21 protein-coding genes are annotated in these 19,158 nt (G+C 38.0%); 18 read left to right on the top strand and 3 right to left on the bottom strand.

What is annotated here, in order from left to right:
- Positions 1 to 850: 850 nt before the first annotated feature.
- Together AC6CHV_RS12280 and AC6CHV_RS12275 are read right to left on the bottom strand one after the other, a co-directional pair.
- Positions 851 to 1,723, bottom strand: a complete 873-nt coding sequence (locus tag AC6CHV_RS12280) for a hypothetical protein (RefSeq protein ID WP_341330903.1) — start codon at positions 1,721 to 1,723, stop codon at positions 851 to 853.
- Between the two features lie 29 nt (positions 1,724 to 1,752).
- On the bottom strand, positions 1,753 to 2,154 hold the full coding sequence (locus AC6CHV_RS12275) for a rhodanese-like domain-containing protein (protein WP_121449708.1): 402 nt from the start codon (positions 2,152 to 2,154) through the stop codon (positions 1,753 to 1,755).
- 124 nt (positions 2,155 to 2,278) lie between these two features.
- On the opposite strand from AC6CHV_RS12275, the gene lipM reads away from it, so the two are divergent.
- The 3 genes from lipM to AC6CHV_RS12260 all read left to right on the top strand — a co-directional run bounded on the left by lipM (position 2,279) and on the right by AC6CHV_RS12260 (position 7,150).
- A complete protein-coding gene (gene lipM, locus AC6CHV_RS12270) occupies positions 2,279 to 3,115 on the top strand; it encodes an octanoyltransferase LipM (protein ID WP_341330904.1) in 837 nt (278 codons plus the stop codon).
- A 341-nt stretch (positions 3,116 to 3,456) separates the two neighbouring features.
- Positions 3,457 to 6,018, top strand: a complete 2,562-nt coding sequence (locus AC6CHV_RS12265) for a vitamin B12-dependent ribonucleotide reductase (RefSeq protein WP_498078965.1) — start codon at positions 3,457 to 3,459, stop codon at positions 6,016 to 6,018.
- A gap of 247 nt (positions 6,019 to 6,265) precedes the next feature.
- Positions 6,266 to 7,150: a patatin-like phospholipase family protein gene (locus AC6CHV_RS12260; protein ID WP_341330906.1), complete on the top strand. Its 885-nt coding sequence runs from the start codon at positions 6,266 to 6,268 to the stop codon at positions 7,148 to 7,150.
- Positions 7,151 to 7,213: 63 nt separating this feature from the next.
- Here AC6CHV_RS12260 and AC6CHV_RS12255 read toward each other — a convergent pair whose 3' ends face one another.
- Entirely contained in the window at positions 7,214 to 7,621 is a 408-nt protein-coding gene (locus AC6CHV_RS12255) for an SA1362 family protein (RefSeq protein WP_341330907.1), read from the bottom strand.
- A gap of 302 nt (positions 7,622 to 7,923) precedes the next feature.
- Here AC6CHV_RS12255 and AC6CHV_RS12250 point away from each other — a divergent pair, with 302 nt between their 5' ends.
- From AC6CHV_RS12250 to accC, 15 genes are all read left to right on the top strand, one after another.
- Positions 7,924 to 8,445 carry a YqhR family membrane protein gene (locus tag AC6CHV_RS12250; RefSeq protein WP_341330908.1) on the top strand — a complete coding sequence of 174 codons (522 nt, stop codon included), beginning with the start codon at positions 7,924 to 7,926 and terminating at the stop codon, positions 8,443 to 8,445.
- Positions 8,446 to 8,730: 285 nt separating this feature from the next.
- Positions 8,731 to 9,180 carry a type II 3-dehydroquinate dehydratase gene (aroQ, locus tag AC6CHV_RS12245; protein WP_341330909.1) on the top strand — a complete coding sequence of 150 codons (450 nt, stop codon included), beginning with the start codon at positions 8,731 to 8,733 and terminating at the stop codon, positions 9,178 to 9,180.
- On the top strand, positions 9,173 to 10,234 hold the full coding sequence (locus tag AC6CHV_RS12240; protein ID WP_341330910.1) for a M24 family metallopeptidase: 1,062 nt from the start codon (positions 9,173 to 9,175) through the stop codon (positions 10,232 to 10,234). Before aroQ ends, AC6CHV_RS12240 begins: the two co-directional genes overlap by 8 nt.
- Positions 10,235 to 10,275: 41 nt before the next feature.
- A complete protein-coding gene (gene efp / locus AC6CHV_RS12235) occupies positions 10,276 to 10,833 on the top strand; it encodes an elongation factor P (protein WP_121449700.1) in 558 nt (185 codons plus the stop codon).
- Between the two features lie 189 nt (positions 10,834 to 11,022).
- Positions 11,023 to 11,304: a DUF2619 domain-containing protein gene (locus tag AC6CHV_RS12230; RefSeq protein ID WP_121447865.1), complete on the top strand. Its 282-nt coding sequence runs from the start codon at positions 11,023 to 11,025 to the stop codon at positions 11,302 to 11,304.
- Between the two features lie 257 nt (positions 11,305 to 11,561).
- A complete protein-coding gene (spoIIIAA, locus tag AC6CHV_RS12225) occupies positions 11,562 to 12,485 on the top strand; it encodes a stage III sporulation protein AA (RefSeq protein ID WP_121447866.1) in 924 nt (307 codons plus the stop codon).
- Positions 12,486 to 13,001 carry a stage III sporulation protein SpoIIIAB gene (spoIIIAB, locus tag AC6CHV_RS12220; protein WP_341330911.1) on the top strand — a complete coding sequence of 172 codons (516 nt, stop codon included), beginning with the start codon at positions 12,486 to 12,488 and terminating at the stop codon, positions 12,999 to 13,001.
- A 15-nt stretch (positions 13,002 to 13,016) separates the two neighbouring features.
- The gene (gene spoIIIAC, locus AC6CHV_RS12215; RefSeq protein WP_010284588.1) at positions 13,017 to 13,223 is read left to right on the top strand and encodes a stage III sporulation protein AC; all 207 of its coding nucleotides are present in this window, start codon (positions 13,017 to 13,019) and stop codon (positions 13,221 to 13,223) included.
- 14 nt (positions 13,224 to 13,237) lie between these two features.
- On the top strand, positions 13,238 to 13,627 hold the full coding sequence (gene spoIIIAD, locus AC6CHV_RS12210) for a stage III sporulation protein AD (protein WP_121447868.1): 390 nt from the start codon (positions 13,238 to 13,240) through the stop codon (positions 13,625 to 13,627).
- 38 nt (positions 13,628 to 13,665) lie between these two features.
- The gene (gene spoIIIAE, locus AC6CHV_RS12205) at positions 13,666 to 14,862 is read left to right on the top strand and encodes a stage III sporulation protein AE (RefSeq protein WP_341330912.1); all 1,197 of its coding nucleotides are present in this window, start codon (positions 13,666 to 13,668) and stop codon (positions 14,860 to 14,862) included.
- Positions 14,863 to 14,995: 133 nt separating this feature from the next.
- Positions 14,996 to 15,658 carry a stage III sporulation protein AF gene (gene spoIIIAF, locus AC6CHV_RS12200; protein WP_341330913.1) on the top strand — a complete coding sequence of 221 codons (663 nt, stop codon included), beginning with the start codon at positions 14,996 to 14,998 and terminating at the stop codon, positions 15,656 to 15,658.
- Positions 15,659 to 16,330: a stage III sporulation protein AG gene (spoIIIAG, locus tag AC6CHV_RS12195; protein WP_121447870.1), complete on the top strand. Its 672-nt coding sequence runs from the start codon at positions 15,659 to 15,661 to the stop codon at positions 16,328 to 16,330.
- Between the two features lies 1 nt (position 16,331).
- Positions 16,332 to 16,934: a SpoIIIAH-like family protein gene (locus AC6CHV_RS12190; RefSeq protein ID WP_341330914.1), complete on the top strand. Its 603-nt coding sequence runs from the start codon at positions 16,332 to 16,334 to the stop codon at positions 16,932 to 16,934.
- 228 nt (positions 16,935 to 17,162) lie between these two features.
- A complete protein-coding gene (accB, locus tag AC6CHV_RS12185) occupies positions 17,163 to 17,669 on the top strand; it encodes an acetyl-CoA carboxylase biotin carboxyl carrier protein (RefSeq protein ID WP_341330915.1) in 507 nt (168 codons plus the stop codon).
- A gap of 33 nt (positions 17,670 to 17,702) precedes the next feature.
- Positions 17,703 to 19,052, top strand: coding sequence for an acetyl-CoA carboxylase biotin carboxylase subunit (accC, locus tag AC6CHV_RS12180; RefSeq protein WP_341330916.1), 1,350 nt, complete (start codon positions 17,703 to 17,705; stop codon positions 19,050 to 19,052).
- Positions 19,053 to 19,158: the final 106 nt, after the last annotated feature.

Genomic DNA, 19,158 nt, shown 5'->3' with positions numbered 1-19,158 from the left:
CCACCGAACACGGAAGGTAAGCTCTTGCGCCGATGGTAGTTGGGACTTTGTCTCTGTGAGAGTAGGACGTCGCTAGGCAAATGAAAGATCAACCATTGTGGTTGGTCTTTTTTTGTTTGTGTTGGTGCGTGACAGTTTTTTAAACAGTAATATAAAGAAAGAGGTACACAACTGGATAAAATTAGGGAAAGCCAAACTAGTAAACACCAGAAAGAGGTACACAACTGGATAAAATTAGGGAAAGCTAAACTAGAAAACACCAGAAAGAGGTACGCAACTGGATAAAATTAGGGAAATCTAAACTAGAAAACACCAGAAAGAGGTACGCAACTGGATAAAATTAGGGAAAGCCAAACTAGAAAACACCAGAAAGAGGTATGCAATTGGATAAAATTAGGGAAAGCCAAACTAGAAAACACCAGAAAGAGGTACGCAACTGGATAAAATTAGGGAAAGCTAAACTAGAAAACACCAGAAAGAGGTATGCAATTGGATAAAATTAGGTAACCCCAAACCAGCAAACATTAGAAAGAAGTTCGTTCCTGGTAAAAAATGTTAAATACGAACTCAGTATGCATCAAAATGAAGGCAACAACTGGATAAAATTAGGGGAAATCATATCTGTAAAGGGCTATTCGTTCCGTTTCTGTAATTGAGAAGGACAAAAGGCGTGCAAAGTAATCAGCTATACCTTTTTTCAAAGTTTAATAAAAGAGTAACTCAAAGTGCTTAAATCATGCCGTTTGACGATAGGGTTACAACAGATGGGAGGGCAATGTTACCATTGATACTAACACAGAGGGGCGGGCTAATAACAAAACTACTGAACTGTTCTCACCCTACCCTCCCCTTATCCGTTAACCAACAAAGCCCCTAATAATGGTAAAAGTAGTGCTGCAATCCAGAGTGGCGGAAAATACTTTCTCGATTTTTTAACTTTCTTAAAAGGCAGACTGAATGTGTAAATGCTTTTATATAAACAATTCATGACAGCAAAGATCATAGTGGTGCCAATAAAACTATATAGAAGTGAAACAATGTAATATTCGACTTTCATATTTGCAAAAGGAAGTCTTGTTAGTAAAATTGTCAAGATTAGTGACACTAGTGCTATCCATAATAAGGCACCAAGGTTTGTTAGCAATAGCTTGGGTGATTTTACAATCGCATCCCTAACCGTTGTATCTTCTAATACAACTATGTATGGAGTTAATGAGAATATAAGTACAACGAAAATAACTATGATTGCTAATGGCCAAAAAGTATGAGTTAGTTGAAAGATTATGCTACATAATAGGAGTTCGAGTATTGAAAATTGTATCATTCTTTTAAAATAATAGGGTGCAATTTTTAATATTGAATATGTATTATCAGGTCCTTCTAAAAAGCATTTCATGGCTCCAAGATACATGCTGAGCGCGTAGCTTTTTATTAGTAGCATTATTATGGTAGCAATACTAGTTAGTAGCCAGTTGTTAGTATAGGGTCCATATATAGAAAGAATCTCATTATTTAATACCGGAATTGCATAGGGAAATTGGGTATCAATAGAAAATAGGGTAAAACCAAAGTAGATACCTAAGACTCCTATGAAAGTTTGAATCACATGAACGATGAGTGGGATGATCACCAATCTTGGGTGGTAGATGGTGTGGTAAAGTCCTTTCGAAATGTTCAATGTATCACCTCGAGTTATTTCTTTCCATAGTTTATTATATAACATGAAAAAACCTACTCCAAAAATGGAATAGGTTATTTTTTCTTTATTTTACCTGACCACTTTTTAAAGCCGCCTTGAAGTTGGTAAAGGTCTTTGTACCCTTTTCTACGAAGTAATTGGGCTGCACGACCACTACGAACCGTGTTTTGGCAGTACAAGTAGACTGGTTTATCAGGTCTGATTTCTGTTAAACGTTGTTTCATTTGGGATAATGGTATATTACGTGCGCCTAGAATATGACCCCCGTCAAATTCGTTTGGTTCACGTACATCAATTAGTTGTGCTTTACGATATCCTTCGCGGAACTGTTCCTCAGTTAAAACAGTTACGATTTTACGCTGGTAGAAGAATGTAAATATAGCGTATGCGATGATTGCACCCAAAACAATTAAAAGTATTTCCAAAATCAATCTACTCCTTTTTCTATCTCTCATTTTCTATTATATTCGTGTGACTTAAAAGAATCAAAGGAATTCTCTGGAGTATTTGATTTTGAATTTCAATTTTGTTCTGATAGACTAAGGGAGGTTGATAATTTTTGATTAAAGAGGGTTTAGTATGGGAAAAGAGGTATGGAGATTTATTGATTCAGGCGATTGTTCCCCTGAGTTTAATATGGCTTTAGATGAAGCATTGCTTGATTGGAACAGTGAGGGTAAAATTCCTCCAACCATTCGTTTTTATGGCTGGAATCCACCGACTCTTTCAATAGGTTATTTTCAAAAGGTAGAAAGAGAAATCGATTTAGAAGCTGTCAAAAAATATGGTCTTGGTTTTGTTCGTCGACCAACGGGTGGTAGAGGGGTTCTACATGATAAAGAGTTAACTTATAGTGTGATTGTATCGGAAGAGCATCCTGAGATGCCACACACGGTAACTGAAGCATATCGTGTTATCTCAGAAGGAATCTTACAGGGCTTTCGAAAGTTGGGTCTCGATGCTTATTTTGCAGTTCCAAAAACGAGCGAAGAACGAGAAGGCTTAAAAAATCCACGTTCTGCAGTTTGTTTCGATGCACCTTCCTGGTACGAACTTGTTGTCGAAGGAAGAAAGGTAGCCGGGAGTGCTCAAACGAGACAGAAGGGTGTCATTCTTCAGCACGGATCAATTCTACTAGATATAGATGAGGATAAATTATTTGACCTATTTAAATATCCGAGTGAGCGTGTAAGGGAAAGAATGCAACGGAATTTTAAAAATAAAGCAGTTGCAATCAATGCATTAAGGGAGAATCCGGTTACGATTGATGAAGCCAAACAGGCTTTTAAAGAAGGTTTTGAGGAAGGACTAAATATAGTACTTGAACCTTATCATTTGACTGATGAGGAATTGGATTATGTTCATGGGATTGCAGAGAAACGCTATAAAACAGATGAATGGAATTTTAAACGATAACGACTTTTTTAGTCGTTTTTTACTTGGCTAAAAGACCTATCCTTGGTATTATTAGGTTTGTTCTTTTAAGGGAAAAATCAACCGACAAAATTCTTCAAAAAAGATGAAATAATTTAGTTTACCTAGATTTTCCTCTGTTTTACTTTATATCTTATACTATTTTCAGTTTGACAAAAAAGATTTTATTTATCTAAAAATCAATATATAGTAGTGTCGAAAATTATTTTAACACTATATATTGATTTTTTTATTGTCTTTCAAATAGATATATGGTACTTTAATTTTATCATATAAAAAATAAACCTTATGTAGATTAATAGATTTTAAAGGGAGATGTGGGAATGACTGTTGTGCTAGAAAAAATGAATATGAATGTTGAAAGGCTGAACCAGGATATACGCCTTTTTCCTCAAGTCCATCCAATTACGGAGGACATGAAGATTACCCACAAGGGCGTATCAAGGCTCGTAATGCTTGATCGGTATACATTTAAGGATACCGAAAAAATTACTCTGGCAGAAGGTGACTTTGTTGTTCTAACAATCAAGGAAGATCCAAAGTTTCCAGCTCGTGGTTTAGGTTTCATCATTGACATTGATTGGGAACAGAAGACAGCACAGGTGCTTGTTGAAGAAGAGTATCGTGGCGTGTTGGACAAGCCAGAAGAAATTGAGACAGGTATTGTTAATCGTTCACTTGATGTTATCGAGAAGCCTCTTGAAATTTTCTATGAGCAAATTGCAAAAAGAAATGCCACTGGTTTAGCTGCAGTAGAGAAAACGGAGGAGAAGCGCAAAGAATGGTTTGAAAAGTTCTATCAAGAGCTTGTAAATCTAAACTTCATTCCAGCTGGACGTGTTCTTTACGGAGCTGGTGCGGATACTGATGTTACGTACTTTAACTGTTACGTAATGCCATATGTACAGGATTCTCGTGAAGGTATCTCTGAGCACCGAAAACAGGTTATGGAAATCATGAGCCGTGGTGGCGGTGTCGGAACAAACGGTTCTACACTACGCCCACGCAACACACTAGCACGCGGTGTAAACGGTAAGTCATCTGGTTCCGTTTCATGGCTTGATGACATTGCGAAACTTACACATCTAGTTGAGCAAGGTGGTTCGCGCAGGGGAGCTCAAATGATCATGCTTCAATCTGATCACCCTGACATTATTGAATTCATCATTTCGAAGATGCAAAATCCAAGAATTCTTCGTTATTTAATGGAAAATACACAAGATGCAACAATTAAAAAATATGCTCAAGAAAAGCTAAAGTTCACTCCATTCACGGAACAGGAAATTCAAATGTATCAAGGAATTGTAAATTACAAGCAAATTCCTGGTTATGGTGGTTTTAGTGAAAAAATCATTAAAGATGCTGAACAAAAAATAGTGACTGGCGGAACTTACAGTGTTCATAATCCAGAGTTCTTAACGGGTGCAAACATTTCCGTTTGTATTACTAAAGACTTCATGCAAGCTGTTGAAGAAGACGGGTTATATGAACTTAAATTCCCGGATGTTGAAAGCTACAATGAAGAAGAAATGAAAATCTACAATGAAGAATGGCACAAGGTTGGGGACGTACGTGAGTGGGAAAAACTTGGCCATAAAGTACGTGTGTACCGTAAAATCAAAGCAAGAGATCTTTGGAACTTAATCAATATCTGCGCAACGTACGCTGCAGAACCAGGAATTTTCTTCATCGATAATGCAAACGACATGACTAATGCACAAAGCTATGGTCAAAAAGTTGTTGCAACAAATCCTTGTGGGGAGCAACCTCTCGCACCTTATTCAGTATGTAACCTTGCAGCGGTTAACTTAGCTGAAATGGTTGATAAAGACACAAAGACTGTTAACTTTGAGAAACTAAAGCAAACTGTTGAAGTTGGAGTAAGAATGCAGGATAACGTAATTGATGCAACTCCATACTTCTTAGAAGCAAATAAAAAGCAAGCATTAGGTGAGCGCCGAGTTGGTCTTGGGGTTATGGGATTACACGACCTACTTATCTATTGCGAAACTGAATATGGTTCTGAAGAAGGAAATAAGTTAGTTGACGAAGTGTTCGAAACAATTGCAACAACTGCTTATCGTGCATCAATTGAACTTGCAAAAGAAAAAGGCAGCTTCCCATTCTTAGAAGGTAATTCACTAGAGGATGGCAATCGTATCAGAGAAGCTTTAATTAATACTGGATACATGCAAAAGATGCCAGAAGATATCAAAGAAGGCATTAAACAACACGGAATTCGTAACTCACACTTATTAACCGTCGCTCCTACAGGCAGTACTGGGACAATGGTTGGCGTTTCAACAGGTTTAGAACCTTACTTCTCATTCTCTTATTTTAGAAGTGGACGTTTAGGTAAGTTTATTGAAGTAAAAGCGGATATCGTTCAAGAATATTTAGATAAACACCCAGAAGCAGATCCTAACAACCTGCCTAGCTGGTTCGTTTCTGCAATGGAACTTTCACCAGAAGCACATGCAGATGTACAATGTGTCATCCAACGTTGGATTGACAGCTCAATCAGTAAAACTGTTAACGCACCAAAAGGCTACACTGTTTCTCAAGTAGAAGCTGTATATGAGCGCCTCTACAAAGGTGGAGCAAAAGGTGGTACAGTATACGTAGATGGAAGCCGTGATGCTCAAGTTCTTACGCTTAAGGCGGAAGAAAACACATTTGAAGAAGCTGAAGTTACAACTGAAGAAGAAAAGCCAAAAAATCGTGTAGTCCTAATGGATACTGTCATTGATTTACGTCAAACTGATGTTACAATCGGTTCTGAAGTTGGCGACACTTGTCCAGTTTGCCGTCAAGGTACGGTAGAAGACCTTGGTGGATGTAACACATGTACTAACTGTAATGCACAACTTAAATGTGGATTGTAATCAAATGCTAAAGAGGGAATCCTGTACGGATTCCTTCTTTTTTTATATTCAAAAAATCACACGTACTAAATCCCGAGCTATCCGATTAAAAATGTATAAAGGGATTGATTAACTTTATTCATCCGAAGCTGAATAAAGTTAATCAGCCTCCGGCGGATGCCACAGATTTTCAATGGAAGTTTTTCGAGCAGGCTCGAAAAAATCTGGGCGCAAATACGCCAAGGCGCATTTGATTGGGAGGGGTACGATGTTTATTGATGGTGTTTTTTCAGGTGGGGGTATTAAAGGCTTTGCGCTAATAGGGGCTTATCAAGCTATCGAAGCAAAAGGTTTTAGTTTCAAAAGATTGGCGGGAACCAGTGCAGGGTCCTTGATTGCTTCCTTAATAGCTGCTGGTTACACAAGTGAAGAAATTATCAATCTTATGGAAGAATTAGACCTTAGCGATTTTTTAGATGAACGTAAGACCCCGTTAAACACAGCCTTAACGAAGTGGCTACTCCTCTATTGGCGTCTCGGGTTATACAAAGGGGATATGTTGGAGAAATGGATCTATCAAAAGCTTCGTGCAAAGGGTGTAGTTACGTTTCAGAACCTCCCTCCCGGATCATTAAGAATTATTGCATCGGACTTAACAAATGGAAGAATCATGGTATTACCCGACGATTTAGAACGCTATGGGATTCATCCCCAAACTTTCCCGGTGGCAAAAGCTGTTCGGATGAGTTGTAGCCTTCCATACTTTTTTGAACCAGTCCGATTAAAAGATTATCAAGGAAACACAATCGTCGTCGATGGAGGAGTGCTCTCCAACTTTCCAATATGGCTCTTTGATGAGGAACAAAAGCTAAAAAAACGCCCAGTTATTGGGATTAGGCTAAGTGGGAATAATCAGCAGCAAAAACAAAATAAAATTCACAATGCAATCGAAATGTTTGGAGCTCTCTTTGAAACAATGAAGAATGCGCATGATGCGCGTTATATCTCACGTAGACACGAAAAAAATATTATTTTTATCCCCGTTGAAAGTGGATTGACAACCGAATTTGGAGTAACAGATGAAAAAAAGCAAGAGCTTATTCAACTTGGAAAACAACGTACAGAAGCCTTCTTGCGAACGTGGGGTTTTTAAATCAAACAAGAGAAGAATCCAAAGTATAAAAAAACTTTATCCAGCTTTTGTGCTGAATAAAGTTTAAAATAATGCTCGATTCTTCTTTTTGCCTTTTTTACCTTCAATAACAGTTAGGTGTGTCGTATTCGTTTTTCGCTTTTTATGAATAGACGCTACAGTCGATCGTTTTGCCGCGCTGGTCGTAGGTCTTTTATTCCCTATTCCCATAGTCCGAGTCTTCCTCTGACTTCCTGTTTTAAAACGTTTCCTAGATTGTTTTGCTGCGCGTAAATAAGCGGAATTTTCTTTTCCTCCCATTCGTCGACTAATCACAAATTTATATAGTAGATAGATTATACCTATGAAAAGGAAAATCATGCCTGCTTGCACGAGTAATGAACCTGGACGAGTGAAAAGGGTGTAGACAAATCCAAGTGCTCCTAATCCTAGTAAAATCATGACGACTATATTTGATTTACGACGATTCATGAGATACACCTCCTGAAAGCTATACTTATATTGTATTATGAATCCATGTCATTGTTGCCCGTATATTTCAGTAAATTGATCGATACATGTAAAAATATAAGGAACTCCTACTTATATATATTCTACAAGATAAGCTAATAAACCTCTATGTTAAAAGCATCAATTATTTGAATTTTATTTTTTATTCAAACTAACATTTACTATTCTACCCAGTAATTACCATTGATACACATTTTTCCGAGAATCTTTTCCAAATAGATTAAAAAAGTTCGGGACATACTAGCAAATGGAGGTGTTGACCTATGGTAGATGCTGAAAAAAAGAATCCAGAACTTGAACAGAACAAAAAAGACGGAGATATGTCTTTAATGGCTAAAGTTGTAGTTATTGGTTTGTTTGGGGGGATATTTTGGAGTCTATTGTCGTACTTAACGTATATTTTTAATTTTACAGAACTTAGCCCAAATCTTATCCTCAAACCGTGGATCCTTGGTGATTGGAAAAACCGCGTGTTAGGTCAGTTTATTGGGATTTTAATGATTGGTATTATATCAATCGGTGTAGCACTTTTATATTATGCATTACTAAAAAAGTTTCAGTCCATTTGGGTTGGTGCTGCATTTGGCATTGCATTATGGCTTATTGTGTTTTACGTGTTTAATCCGATTTTTCCTGATATTAAAACCGTTGGGGAATTAGAACGTAATACAGTTATTACTACAATATGCTTTTATATCTTATATGGTGTCTTTATTGGTTACTCCATATCATTTGAAGAAAATGATATGAGGGCAGAAAGGCGTGTCGTCTCTACAAATGAGTAGGTAAATTAGGGTAAGATATGGTAGAATGTTCTTGTTCGAACATTCTATTTTTTAGTAAGAGTTCAATAAGGAGGATGAAAAGGACCGCGTCGACAAGAACGCCACGTCCTGTGGCATTGTCGACACTAGCACATCCTGTGCGTCGAAAGTTTAAGGCGGTGTAGCTTTGAGTACCGGAGCGTATGTAGTTAATACGTGAGGAACGGAGAAGCAAGCCAACGCTGAAATTCGAAGTGTCATTTTCACCGGACTTTTTGAAAATCCTCTTTAAAGGGAGATCTATTTATGAAGAAAATACTCCTTATTAACGGACCTAATTTAAATCGACTTGGAAAAAGGGAGCCGCATATTTATGGGAGTCTCACACTAGCCGATGTGGAGAAAGACTTAACTGAGTTTGCGCATAACAGGAATGTGGAGCTTAATTGCTTCCAATCGAACTACGAGGGTGCAATTATTGATGCGATCCACAATGCCGAAGGAGAATACGATGGAATCGTAATGAATCCAGCGGCTTTTACGCATTACAGCTATGCGATTCGTGACGCCATAGCTGGAGTTACTGTGCCTGTAGTAGAGATACATATTTCGAATATTCATACTCGCGAAGAATTTCGACACACATCAGTCATCGCTCCTGTTACAATTGGGCAAATTGTTGGAGTAGGTGTATACGGCTACAAACTTGCGTTATTAGCAATGATTGAGCATTTAGGGGGAAAACTAGATGAATAAATTAGCAAAGCTACGTGAAAGTTTTTCAGGATTTGGAATTGATGGCTTATTCGTTACGAATAGTTATAACAGACGTTACATAACTAATTTCACCGGTACAGCGGGAGTTGCCCTCATTTCAGAAGAGAAGGCAGTTTTTATTACAGATTTTCGTTATGTCGAGCAAGCAAGTGAACAAGTGAAAGAATTTGAAATTATTCAACATTCAGGGCCAATCATTGAAGAGGTTGCCAAACAAGCTGAAATAATGGGAATTAAAAAGCTTGGGTTTGAACAAGATGATCTTTCTTATGCAACTTATACTGCGTATGATAAAGCAGTACAAGCAGAACTTGTTCCTGTTTCAGGAGTGATTGAAAAGTTACGCTTGATTAAGACCGATTCAGAGATTAAGATATTAAAGGAAGCAGCGGAGATAGCTGACGCCGCCTTTACTCATATTCTAGATGTGATTCGTCCTGGTATTACTGAAATTGAAGTTTCTACTGAGTTAGAATTTTTTATGCGAAAACAAGGGGCGACTTCATCTTCATTTGACACAATCGTTGCATCAGGTTATCGCTCAGCATTACCTCATGGGGTTGCGAGTGATAAAGTGATTGAAAATGGTGATTTTGTAACCCTTGATTTTGGTGCATATTATAAAGGATATTGCTCAGATATCACACGTACTGTCGCTGTAGGGAATCCTAGCGATGAACTGAAAAACATTTATGATGTTGTTTTAGAAGCTCAGCTTCGTGGTATGGCCGGTATTAAGGCTGGCATCACAGGAAAAGAAGCCGATGCCTTAACTCGTGATTATATTACGGAAAAAGGTTATGGTGAATATTTTGGTCATTCAACTGGACACGGTCTTGGTATGGAGGTTCATGAACAGCCATCATTATCATTCCGATCTGACAATGTATTAGAACCAGGAATGATTGTAACCTGTGAACCAGGTATTTACATAGCAGGTTTAGGTGGCGTGAGAATTGAGGACGATGTTGTTGTTAGAAAAGACGGCAATGAATCACTAACATTCTCTAAGAAAGAGTTAATTATTTTATAGACAAAATGGTTTGTCGTAATTGAATTAGGAGGAAATAGTATATGATTTCAGTTAACGATTTTCGTACAGGTTTGACAATTGAAGTGGACGGTGGGATCTGGAGAGTAATGGATTTCCAACACGTTAAACCAGGAAAAGGAGCAGCATTTGTACGCTCTAAGTTACGTAACCTTCGTACAGGTGCCGTTCAAGAGAAAACATTCCGTGCTGGCGAAAAAGTAGCAAAAGCACAAATCGAAAACCGCAAAATGCAATATCTATATGCAAACGGTGATTCACATGTATTCATGGACAATGAGTCCTACGAGCAAATTGAACTACCTGCATCAGCAATCGAGTATGAGTTAAAATACTTAAAAGAAAACATGGAAGTACACATTATGATGTTCCAAAGTGAAACATTAGGTGTTGAGCTGCCAAACACAGTTGAGCTTAAGGTTACTGAAACAGAACCTGGCATCAAAGGTGACACAGCTTCTGGTGGATCAAAGCCAGCAACACTTGAAACAGGTTTAATCGTTCAAGTTCCTTTCTTCATTAACGAAGGTGATGTTTTAATCATCAACACAACTGAAGGATCATATGTATCACGTGCATAATGAATATTGAGATCAATTAAGGACCCATCTTTTTAGATGGGTTCTTTTTATTATGTTTTTCTAAGTGCCAGCAGCAGATAAACCACAAAATCACCACCACTTAACCACCACCCCATAAAAATTCCTCTTCTGAAAATCAATGAACAAGCATAGGTTGTACAAAAGAAATTTATTTGGGTGGGGACAACGATGAAACGAATATTTTCGATGTTTGATACAAGTGTTTTGACGATGGCAGGACTGCGAATTTTATCTGGTTGCTTGGAAATAACGGCAGCGATTTTAATGCTGGTTTTTAATGATGTGAAAAAAGCGTTAGCAGTTAATGCATCACTAGCGGTTGTGGGGCCGCTAATTTTGATCTCGACTATGTCTATTGGACTGATTGGTTTAGCTGATCAGCTATCGTATTCGAAGCTTCTATTTATTGGGCTTGGCGTTGCATTTATATTGTATGGAATCTTCAAATAGAAATCGGCATAATGTGTCCAAGCATGCATACATTGAATTATGAGAGATATTAACTTTATTCAGTTGAAATCCCTTACTTGGAAAAGTGGAGGGAAATGCCAAAGAGTATACAATTCGTTTGGGGTTAAAACCCTGACTGAATAAAGTTAAAGCCTCCAGCGGATGCCACGATTTTTCAATGGAAGTTTTTCGAGCAAGCTCGAAAAAAATCGGGCGGCAAATACGCCAAGGCGCATTTGATATAAGGAGTTTACTAGATGAAAGAAATAATTGATGTGCTACCAAAATCAATCGTAAGCCTTATAAACAAGTATCCTCCAGAACGCATAGAAAAAATGGAAGAAATCCGAATTAGAGTGGCTAGACCTCTTGAAATCATTGAGAATGGAATTCCCATTTTTCATAATTATTCCGTTACCGGTGAAGATGCCGTTCAGCTTCTGAACAAACTTGGTCAATATTCGATATATACACTTGAAGAAGAGCTGAAACGGGGTTATGTCACCATCCAAGGTGGACATCGAGTGGGACTAGCTGGAAAAGTAATCACGGAGAATGGAAATGTCAAAGCAATTCGAGATGTGACTTCCTTTAATATTCGGATTGCAAAGCAAAAAATTGGAGTTGCAGCTCCACTGGCACCTTATCTCTATGATTCTTATTGGAAAAATACCATCATCATTGGACCACCACAGACTGGTAAAACCACTTTACTAAGGGATCTTGCAAGAATGATTAGTACAGGAATCGAATCTAAACACATTCCGGCGTTAAAGGTTGGAATCGTAGATGAGCGTTCAGAGATTGCTGGCTGTGTGAAAGGAGTTCCTCAAGCTTCATTGGGGCCAAGAGTTGATGTCCTAGATGCATGTCCAAAAGCTGAAGGGATGATGATGATGATTAGGTCGATGAGTCCTGACGTATTAATTGTTGATGAAATTGGTAGAGAGGAAGACAGTCAAGCGATTATGGAAGCCGTTAATGCAGGGGTAAGTTTGATTGTGACTGCACACGGACATCAAATTTCCGACCTCATGAAGCGTCCATCCTTAAAGAAGATTATAGAAGCAGGAGTTATAGAGAGATTTGTAGAGTTATCACGCACTAAGGGGCCGGGAACCATAAAATCCATCCTAGGTCCAACTGGAAAGCATCTTTTACCAAAAGTGAGCGTGACGTAGATGATAAAAATTTTAGGAGCAATACTTATTCTTCTTGCAACCACTTGGGCAGGGTTTGAAGCAGCACGACGTTTAAGTGAAAGACCCCGTCAGTTAAGGATGTTAAAAACAGCCTTACAATCACTGGAAGCAGAAATTATGTACGGCCATGTACCCTTAATTGATGTTGCAACCCATCTCTCAAGGCAAATTCCAAAGCCCGTATCTTATTTTTTTGAGGGCTTCGCGAAAAGGCTTCAAACAGGAGAGGTAAGTGTCAAGATTGCTTGGGATGAAAGTCTAAAGGAAGTTTCCAAATTGACTGCCTTTCATCAAGGAGAAATCGAGATTCTTCAACAGTTCGGGGAAACACTCGGACAGCATGATCGAACCTCACAACAAAAGCACATAAAACTTGCTATAACCCATCTTGAACGTGAAGAAAGCGATGCAAAAGATAGACAAATGCGTTACGAAAAAATGGTGAAAAGCCTGGGCTTTTTGTCTGGTTTATTAGTAGTCATTTTATTGATTTAGGGGGAGAAGAAGCGAATGGGAGTGGATGTAAATATTATATTTCAAATAGCCGGTGTAGGAATTGTGGTTGCCTTTCTCCATACAATCCTAGATCAGATGGGTAAAAAGGAATATGCACAGTGGGTTACACTGTTGGGCTTCATATATATCCTGTTTATGGTTGCAACAATCGTTGAGGACCTATTTAAAAAGATTAAAGCTGTATTCCTCTTTCAGGGGTAAGGAGGGGATGAGCGATTGAGATTATACAAATCGTTGGATTAGGTTTAATTGGAACCTTTCTGGCACTCATTGTAAAAGAACAAAAACCTACCTTTGCCTTTTTACTTGTAGTATTTGTCGGCTGTGTAATCTTTCTATTTTTAGTGGGAGAAATTGCAGATATCATTCGCATGCTTGAGAAAGTTGCAATTAACGCAAATGTGAACACTGTATATGTAGAAACCATTCTAAAAATCATTGGAATAGCATACATCGCTGAATTTGGCGCACAGATTACAAAAGATGCAGGTCAAGGGTCACTAGCCTCAAAGATTGAACTCGGGGGGAAAATCCTGATTTTAGCACTAGCTATACCAATTTTAACAGTATTAATAGAAACAATTATTGGACTTATTCCTAGTTAAATCAATAGAAACCAAGGTTTTCAAGGGGGTGGTTGGCATTGACCGGTAGTAAAACCTTATCTATTCTAGCGCTATTTCTTTTCTTTTTTTCTTTACCACATATTGTACAAGCCTCACCCTCACAACAAGAAATCATCGAAAACCAAATTCAAGAACAGGTTGAGGAACAACTAGAAACCCTTGGCATTGACGAAATAAAACAATTTTGGGATGAAATTGTTACGGACTATGGAGGTTATTTACCTGAAAGCCAAAAGGGTAGTTTACTAGAGTTCATTCAAGGCGAAAAGGAGCTTTCATTGAATGAATGGCTGCTCGGACTCGTCAAATTCGTATTCCATGAATTGATAGCAAATGGAAAACTTCTTAGCACACTAATCATGCTTACGATCTTTAGTATGTTTTTACAAACATTGCAAAATTCATTTGAGAAGAGTGCAGTTAGTAAAGTTGCTTATGCCATTGTTTACATGGTGTTAATCATCATCGCACTAAATAGCTTCAGGGTTGCCATCATGTACACAGAGGAAGCTATCGAGACGATGATCAATTTTATACTTGCACTTGTTCCTTTATTGCTTGCGTTAGTGGCATCATCAGGTGGAATCGCATCAGCAGCATTTTTCCACCCACTGATATTGTTTTTAATGAATACTAGCGGGCTTTTAATTCAATATATCGTTTTACCTTTATTGTTTATGTCAGCTCTATTAAGCATAGTGAGTACGTTAAGTGAACACTACAAGGTAACACAGCTTGCCCAATTACTACGTAATGTGAGTATTGGTATTATCGGGGTTTTCCTGACGATTTTCTTAGGCGTTATCTCAGTGCAGGGAACTACAACTGCGGTTGCAGATGGAATAACAATCAGGACCGCAAAATTTATTACTGGTAATTTTATTCCGGTCATTGGCCGGATGTTTACCGATGCCACAGATACTGTAATCAGTGCCTCGGTTATTCTGAAAAACACAGTTGGTATCTTTGGGGTTGTTATTCTCCTGCTAATTGCAGCATTCCCAGCGATTAAAGTGCTGTCATTAGCAATTATTTATAAGCTAGCAGCTGCACTTTTGCAGCCACTTGGCGGGGGACCGGTCATTGCTTGTTTAAATATCATTAGTAAAAGTGTCGTATATATCTTTGCGGCATTAGCAATCGTGTCACTGATGTTTTTCCTAAGTATCACGGTTATTATTGCAGCTGGAAACCTGACATTGATGGTGAGATAGAAAGGCGCAAGGTGCCCGATTATCGGCGAAAAGCATAAGACGAGCGCTGACAGAAGGTGCATTTTACCTTCCGAAGCGATTGGCTTATGACCTCGAGCCGATGGTGCCTGGAGCTAGACAAAAGGCCTAGGAGGTGAGGACACTGAGTTTTATTGCCGAATGGATTACGAATATTATTTTATTCATTTTACTCGCGACAATCGTGGACATGCTTCTGCCGAGTTCAAGTATGCAAAAATACGTAAAAATGGTAACAGGGCTTTTATTAATCCTAATTATATTAACTCCTCTGTTCTCACTTTTTAAATCTGATTTGGACCAGGCCTTGTTAAATATGAATTTAAAACCAGTTCAAAGTGAAAAAAATCTAGAAAATTTAATAGATTTGAAGAAAAAAGAAATACAAGCCTCACAACGTGCATATATTTTAGAAACAATGGCTGTCCAATTGGAATCTGAAGTGGAAGAGGAGTTGGTGCAAAACGAATATGATTTAACTGTTCAAAAAGTAAATGTATCCCTTTCAAGTGCTGTAGACAGTAAAGAGATTGTTACTTTGGATGAAATGTTGGATGACATTCAGTCAATTGAGGTGGTGCTATCGAAAGAGACAGCCGAACCTGATGATGTGGCAGTAGTAAAAACAGTTGAGATTGATACCTCCAAACAGAATGAGCCAGTGTATAAAAAAGTAGATCAAAACAATGTTAAGGCAATCACAAAAACATTAGCTTCCAGATGGGAAATAGACTCAGAAAAAATTGTAGTCACTGTGGAAGGGGGGAAAGAGTCGTAGATGGATAAGGACAAAGGTATCTTGAACAAAATCAAAGGAATGTTCTCCGGGTCCAAGGATGATCCACCAGATAAAAAGGGAAACAAGAAAAACCAATATTTCTTACTTTTATTAGCAGTTGGGATAGCCTTTATGTTAATTAGTAATCTATTCTCAAATGACAAACCAACATCTTCTGTTTTGCCAGCTACATCCTCGGAAGTAAGTGCCAAAGATGAGCCAACTTTTGGAGGACAGAAAGATGAACTAACTACAGCAATTGCAAAATATGAGGATCGTTATGAAAACGAGCTCAAAGAAGCACTAGAAGCAATTGCTGGAGTAGAGGATGTCATTGTTTCAGTAAGTGTAGATGCTACTGAATCAAAAATACTTGAAAAAAACACCGTATCCCAAAGTCAAATCACAAATGAGGAAGACAGGGATGGTGGAAAAAGACAAGTTGAGGATATAACAAAAGATGAACAAGTTGTCATCATCCGCAGCGGGGATTCTGAAACACCAATCGTCTTGAAGATTGAAAAGCCTGAAATACGAAGTGTTCTAATTGTTGCTAAAGGTGTTGAGAACGCAAAAATAAAACAAATGGTAGTGGAGGCTGTTACCAAAGGTTTTGATGTACCAAATCACAAGGTAGCAGTTGTACCAAGGAAAACGAAGGGGGATTCATAAAATGTTATTGAAAAAACAAACTGTATGGTTATTAACAATGTTAAGTCTAGTAGTTGTGTTATCAGTCTATTATATTACGACACCTGAAAACAATCCTAATGAAGTTGCAATGGAGCAGGATGAACAAAAGGATAATGAAAAAGAAAAAGAAAATGTAGAAACATCTACTGAAAATAAAGACGGAGCAAGTGTAACTGTTGAGGAAGATGAAGATGGTAATGTGATTTCTTCTGTTTCTAGTGATGACATGTTTGCTGCATTGCGCTTGGAAATTGATGAGCACCGCAGTAAAATAAGAAGCAATTTAGAAGATCAAGCAGCTTCAACAGAACTAACAGCAGATCAAAAGCTTAAAGCATATGATGAGTTAAAGAAGTTAGAAGATATTGAATCAAAAGAAAAGATTATCGAAATGCTTATCAAAGGAAATAACTACGAGGATGCTTTAGTTCGCGTAGAAGGTGACAAGATTAAGATTACAGTTAAATCTAAGGAAAGCTCAAAGCAACAAGCTAATGAAATTCTACGACTAGTTCGCAGCGAGTTAGGCGAACTCCAAAATGTTGCGGTAGAGTTTGAATTAACTGGTGACAAAGAAAAATAATAAAGAAAAGAAAGTACGGCTAAAATGCTGTACTTTCTTTTCTTTTTGGTAAAATAAATGGGTAGTGGGGAAATCAATGTTAACGTTTTCCTGAAAAAATCTCTGCAATATATTGAAAAGAGGGTTTTAAGTATCGTATCATGTTAGTATGTGGTACTAATACTAGCAATAAAATGTGACATCAATTTATAGTTTTATATTTCGAGTTAATCACAAGGAGTGTAATGAATGTTTAAAATTCAAGAATTACGTGAACTTATTAAGTTAGTTGATCATTCAAATATTGACGAGTTTACTTTTGAGAGCGAAGGCTCAAAAATTAAAATGAAGAAAAGTAAAGAAACAACTGTACAAACAATTGTAGAAAGCAAAGTGCAAGCACAACCGGTTGCACCTGTTGTTACTGAGGTAGCTCAGCCTGCAGCACCAGCACAATCTGTACAACCACAGTCACAGCCAGCTGAACCTGTTACAGCAGCACCTGCAGTTGATGAAAACCTACATAAAATTGTCTCACCGATGGTTGGTACTTTCTATGCATCTCCATCTCCAGATGCAGATGCATATGTTCAAAAAGGTGATAAAGTTAAAGAAGATTCAGTAGTTTGTATCGTAGAAGCCATGAAGCTATTTAACGAAATCGAAGCTGAAGTAAATGGAGAAATCGTTGAAATATTAGTTGAGAATGGTCAGCTTGTGGAGTATGGTCAACCATTATTCCTAGTTAAAGCATAGTATGATTGTTCAAATAAGTAAGGAGCGACCCTCATGTTAAAAAAAATACTAATAGCAAACCGTGGAGAAATTGCGGTTCGTATAATTCGTGCCTGTAAAGAGCTCGGTATTGAAACGGTAGCTGTTTTCTCTGAGGCAGACCGGGAATCTCTTCACGTTCAACTTGCAGATGAGGCCTATTGTATTGGTCCAAAGTCTTCAAAGGACAGCTATTTAAACTTTACAAATATTATTAGCGTTGCAAAGCTTACTGAAAGTGAAGGGATTCACCCAGGTTACGGATTCTTAGCTGAGAACGCAGACTTTGCGGAGCTTTGTCGTGAAGTAAATCTAACTTTCATTGGTCCAAGCCCTGAAGCCATTAATAAAATGGGTACAAAGGATGTTGCCCGTGAAACGATGAGACAAGCAGGTGTACCGATTGTGCCTGGTTCACAAGGAATCATTAAAGATACAGGTGAAGCAATCGCGTTGGCGAATGATATGGGCTATCCAGTCATTATTAAAGCTACTGCTGGTGGAGGCGGAAAAGGAATCCGTGTTGCGAAGGATGAAGAGGAACTCACTAAGGGAATCAACATCACTCAACAGGAAGCTGCTACTGCCTTTGGAAATCCAGGTGTATATATTGAAAAATATATTCAGGATTTCCGCCACGTTGAAATTCAAGTATTAGCAGACAACCACGGAAATGTGATACATTTAGGGGAGAGAGATTGCTCCATTCAAAGGCGTTTACAAAAGCTAGTTGAGGAAACACCATCTCCTGCACTAAATGAAGCTACAAGACAAAAAATGGGTGATGCTGCAGTTAAAGCAGCACAAGCTGTTAACTACTCAGGTGCTGGAACAATAGAATTTATTTATGACCATGTCAATGATCAATTCTATTTCATGGAAATGAATACAAGAATTCAAGTTGAGCATCCCGTTACTGAGATGGTAACAGGTGTAGACTTAATTAAAGAACAAATTCGTGTTGCATCAGGAGAAGAGCTTTCACTCACTCAAAGTGAAGTAACATTTAATGGTTGGGCAATTGAATGCCGAATCAATGCAGAGAACCCAGAGAAGAATTTCATGCCATCTCCAGGCAAAATTGAAATGTATTTGCCACCTGGTGGTCTAGGAGTAAGGGTAGATTCTGCTGCATATCCTGGTTATTCAATACCTCCATATTATGATTCGATGATTGCTAAGTTAATTACATATGGGGCAACTAGGGAAGAAGCAATCGCAAGAATGAAGCGTGCTCTAAGTGAATTTGTAATTGAGGGTGTACACACTACAATTCCTTTCCACCTTAAGCTTATGAATCATGAGAAATTTGTTGGCGGAGACTTCAACACCAAATTTCTTGAATTATATGAGGTTATGAAGTAGTACGTCAAAAAACGCCTTGTTGTATCCTCATCTGAATCGACTACTTATGTAGCATTGAACCACCACATATAGAAGAGATTGGCTGAATAAAGTTAAATATAGGAGG

This window comes from Ferdinandcohnia sp. GQ5, from assembly GCF_059759275.1.
Note: the sequence above shows the minus strand (reverse complement) of the source record. Positions and strands in the feature narration are given on the sequence as shown.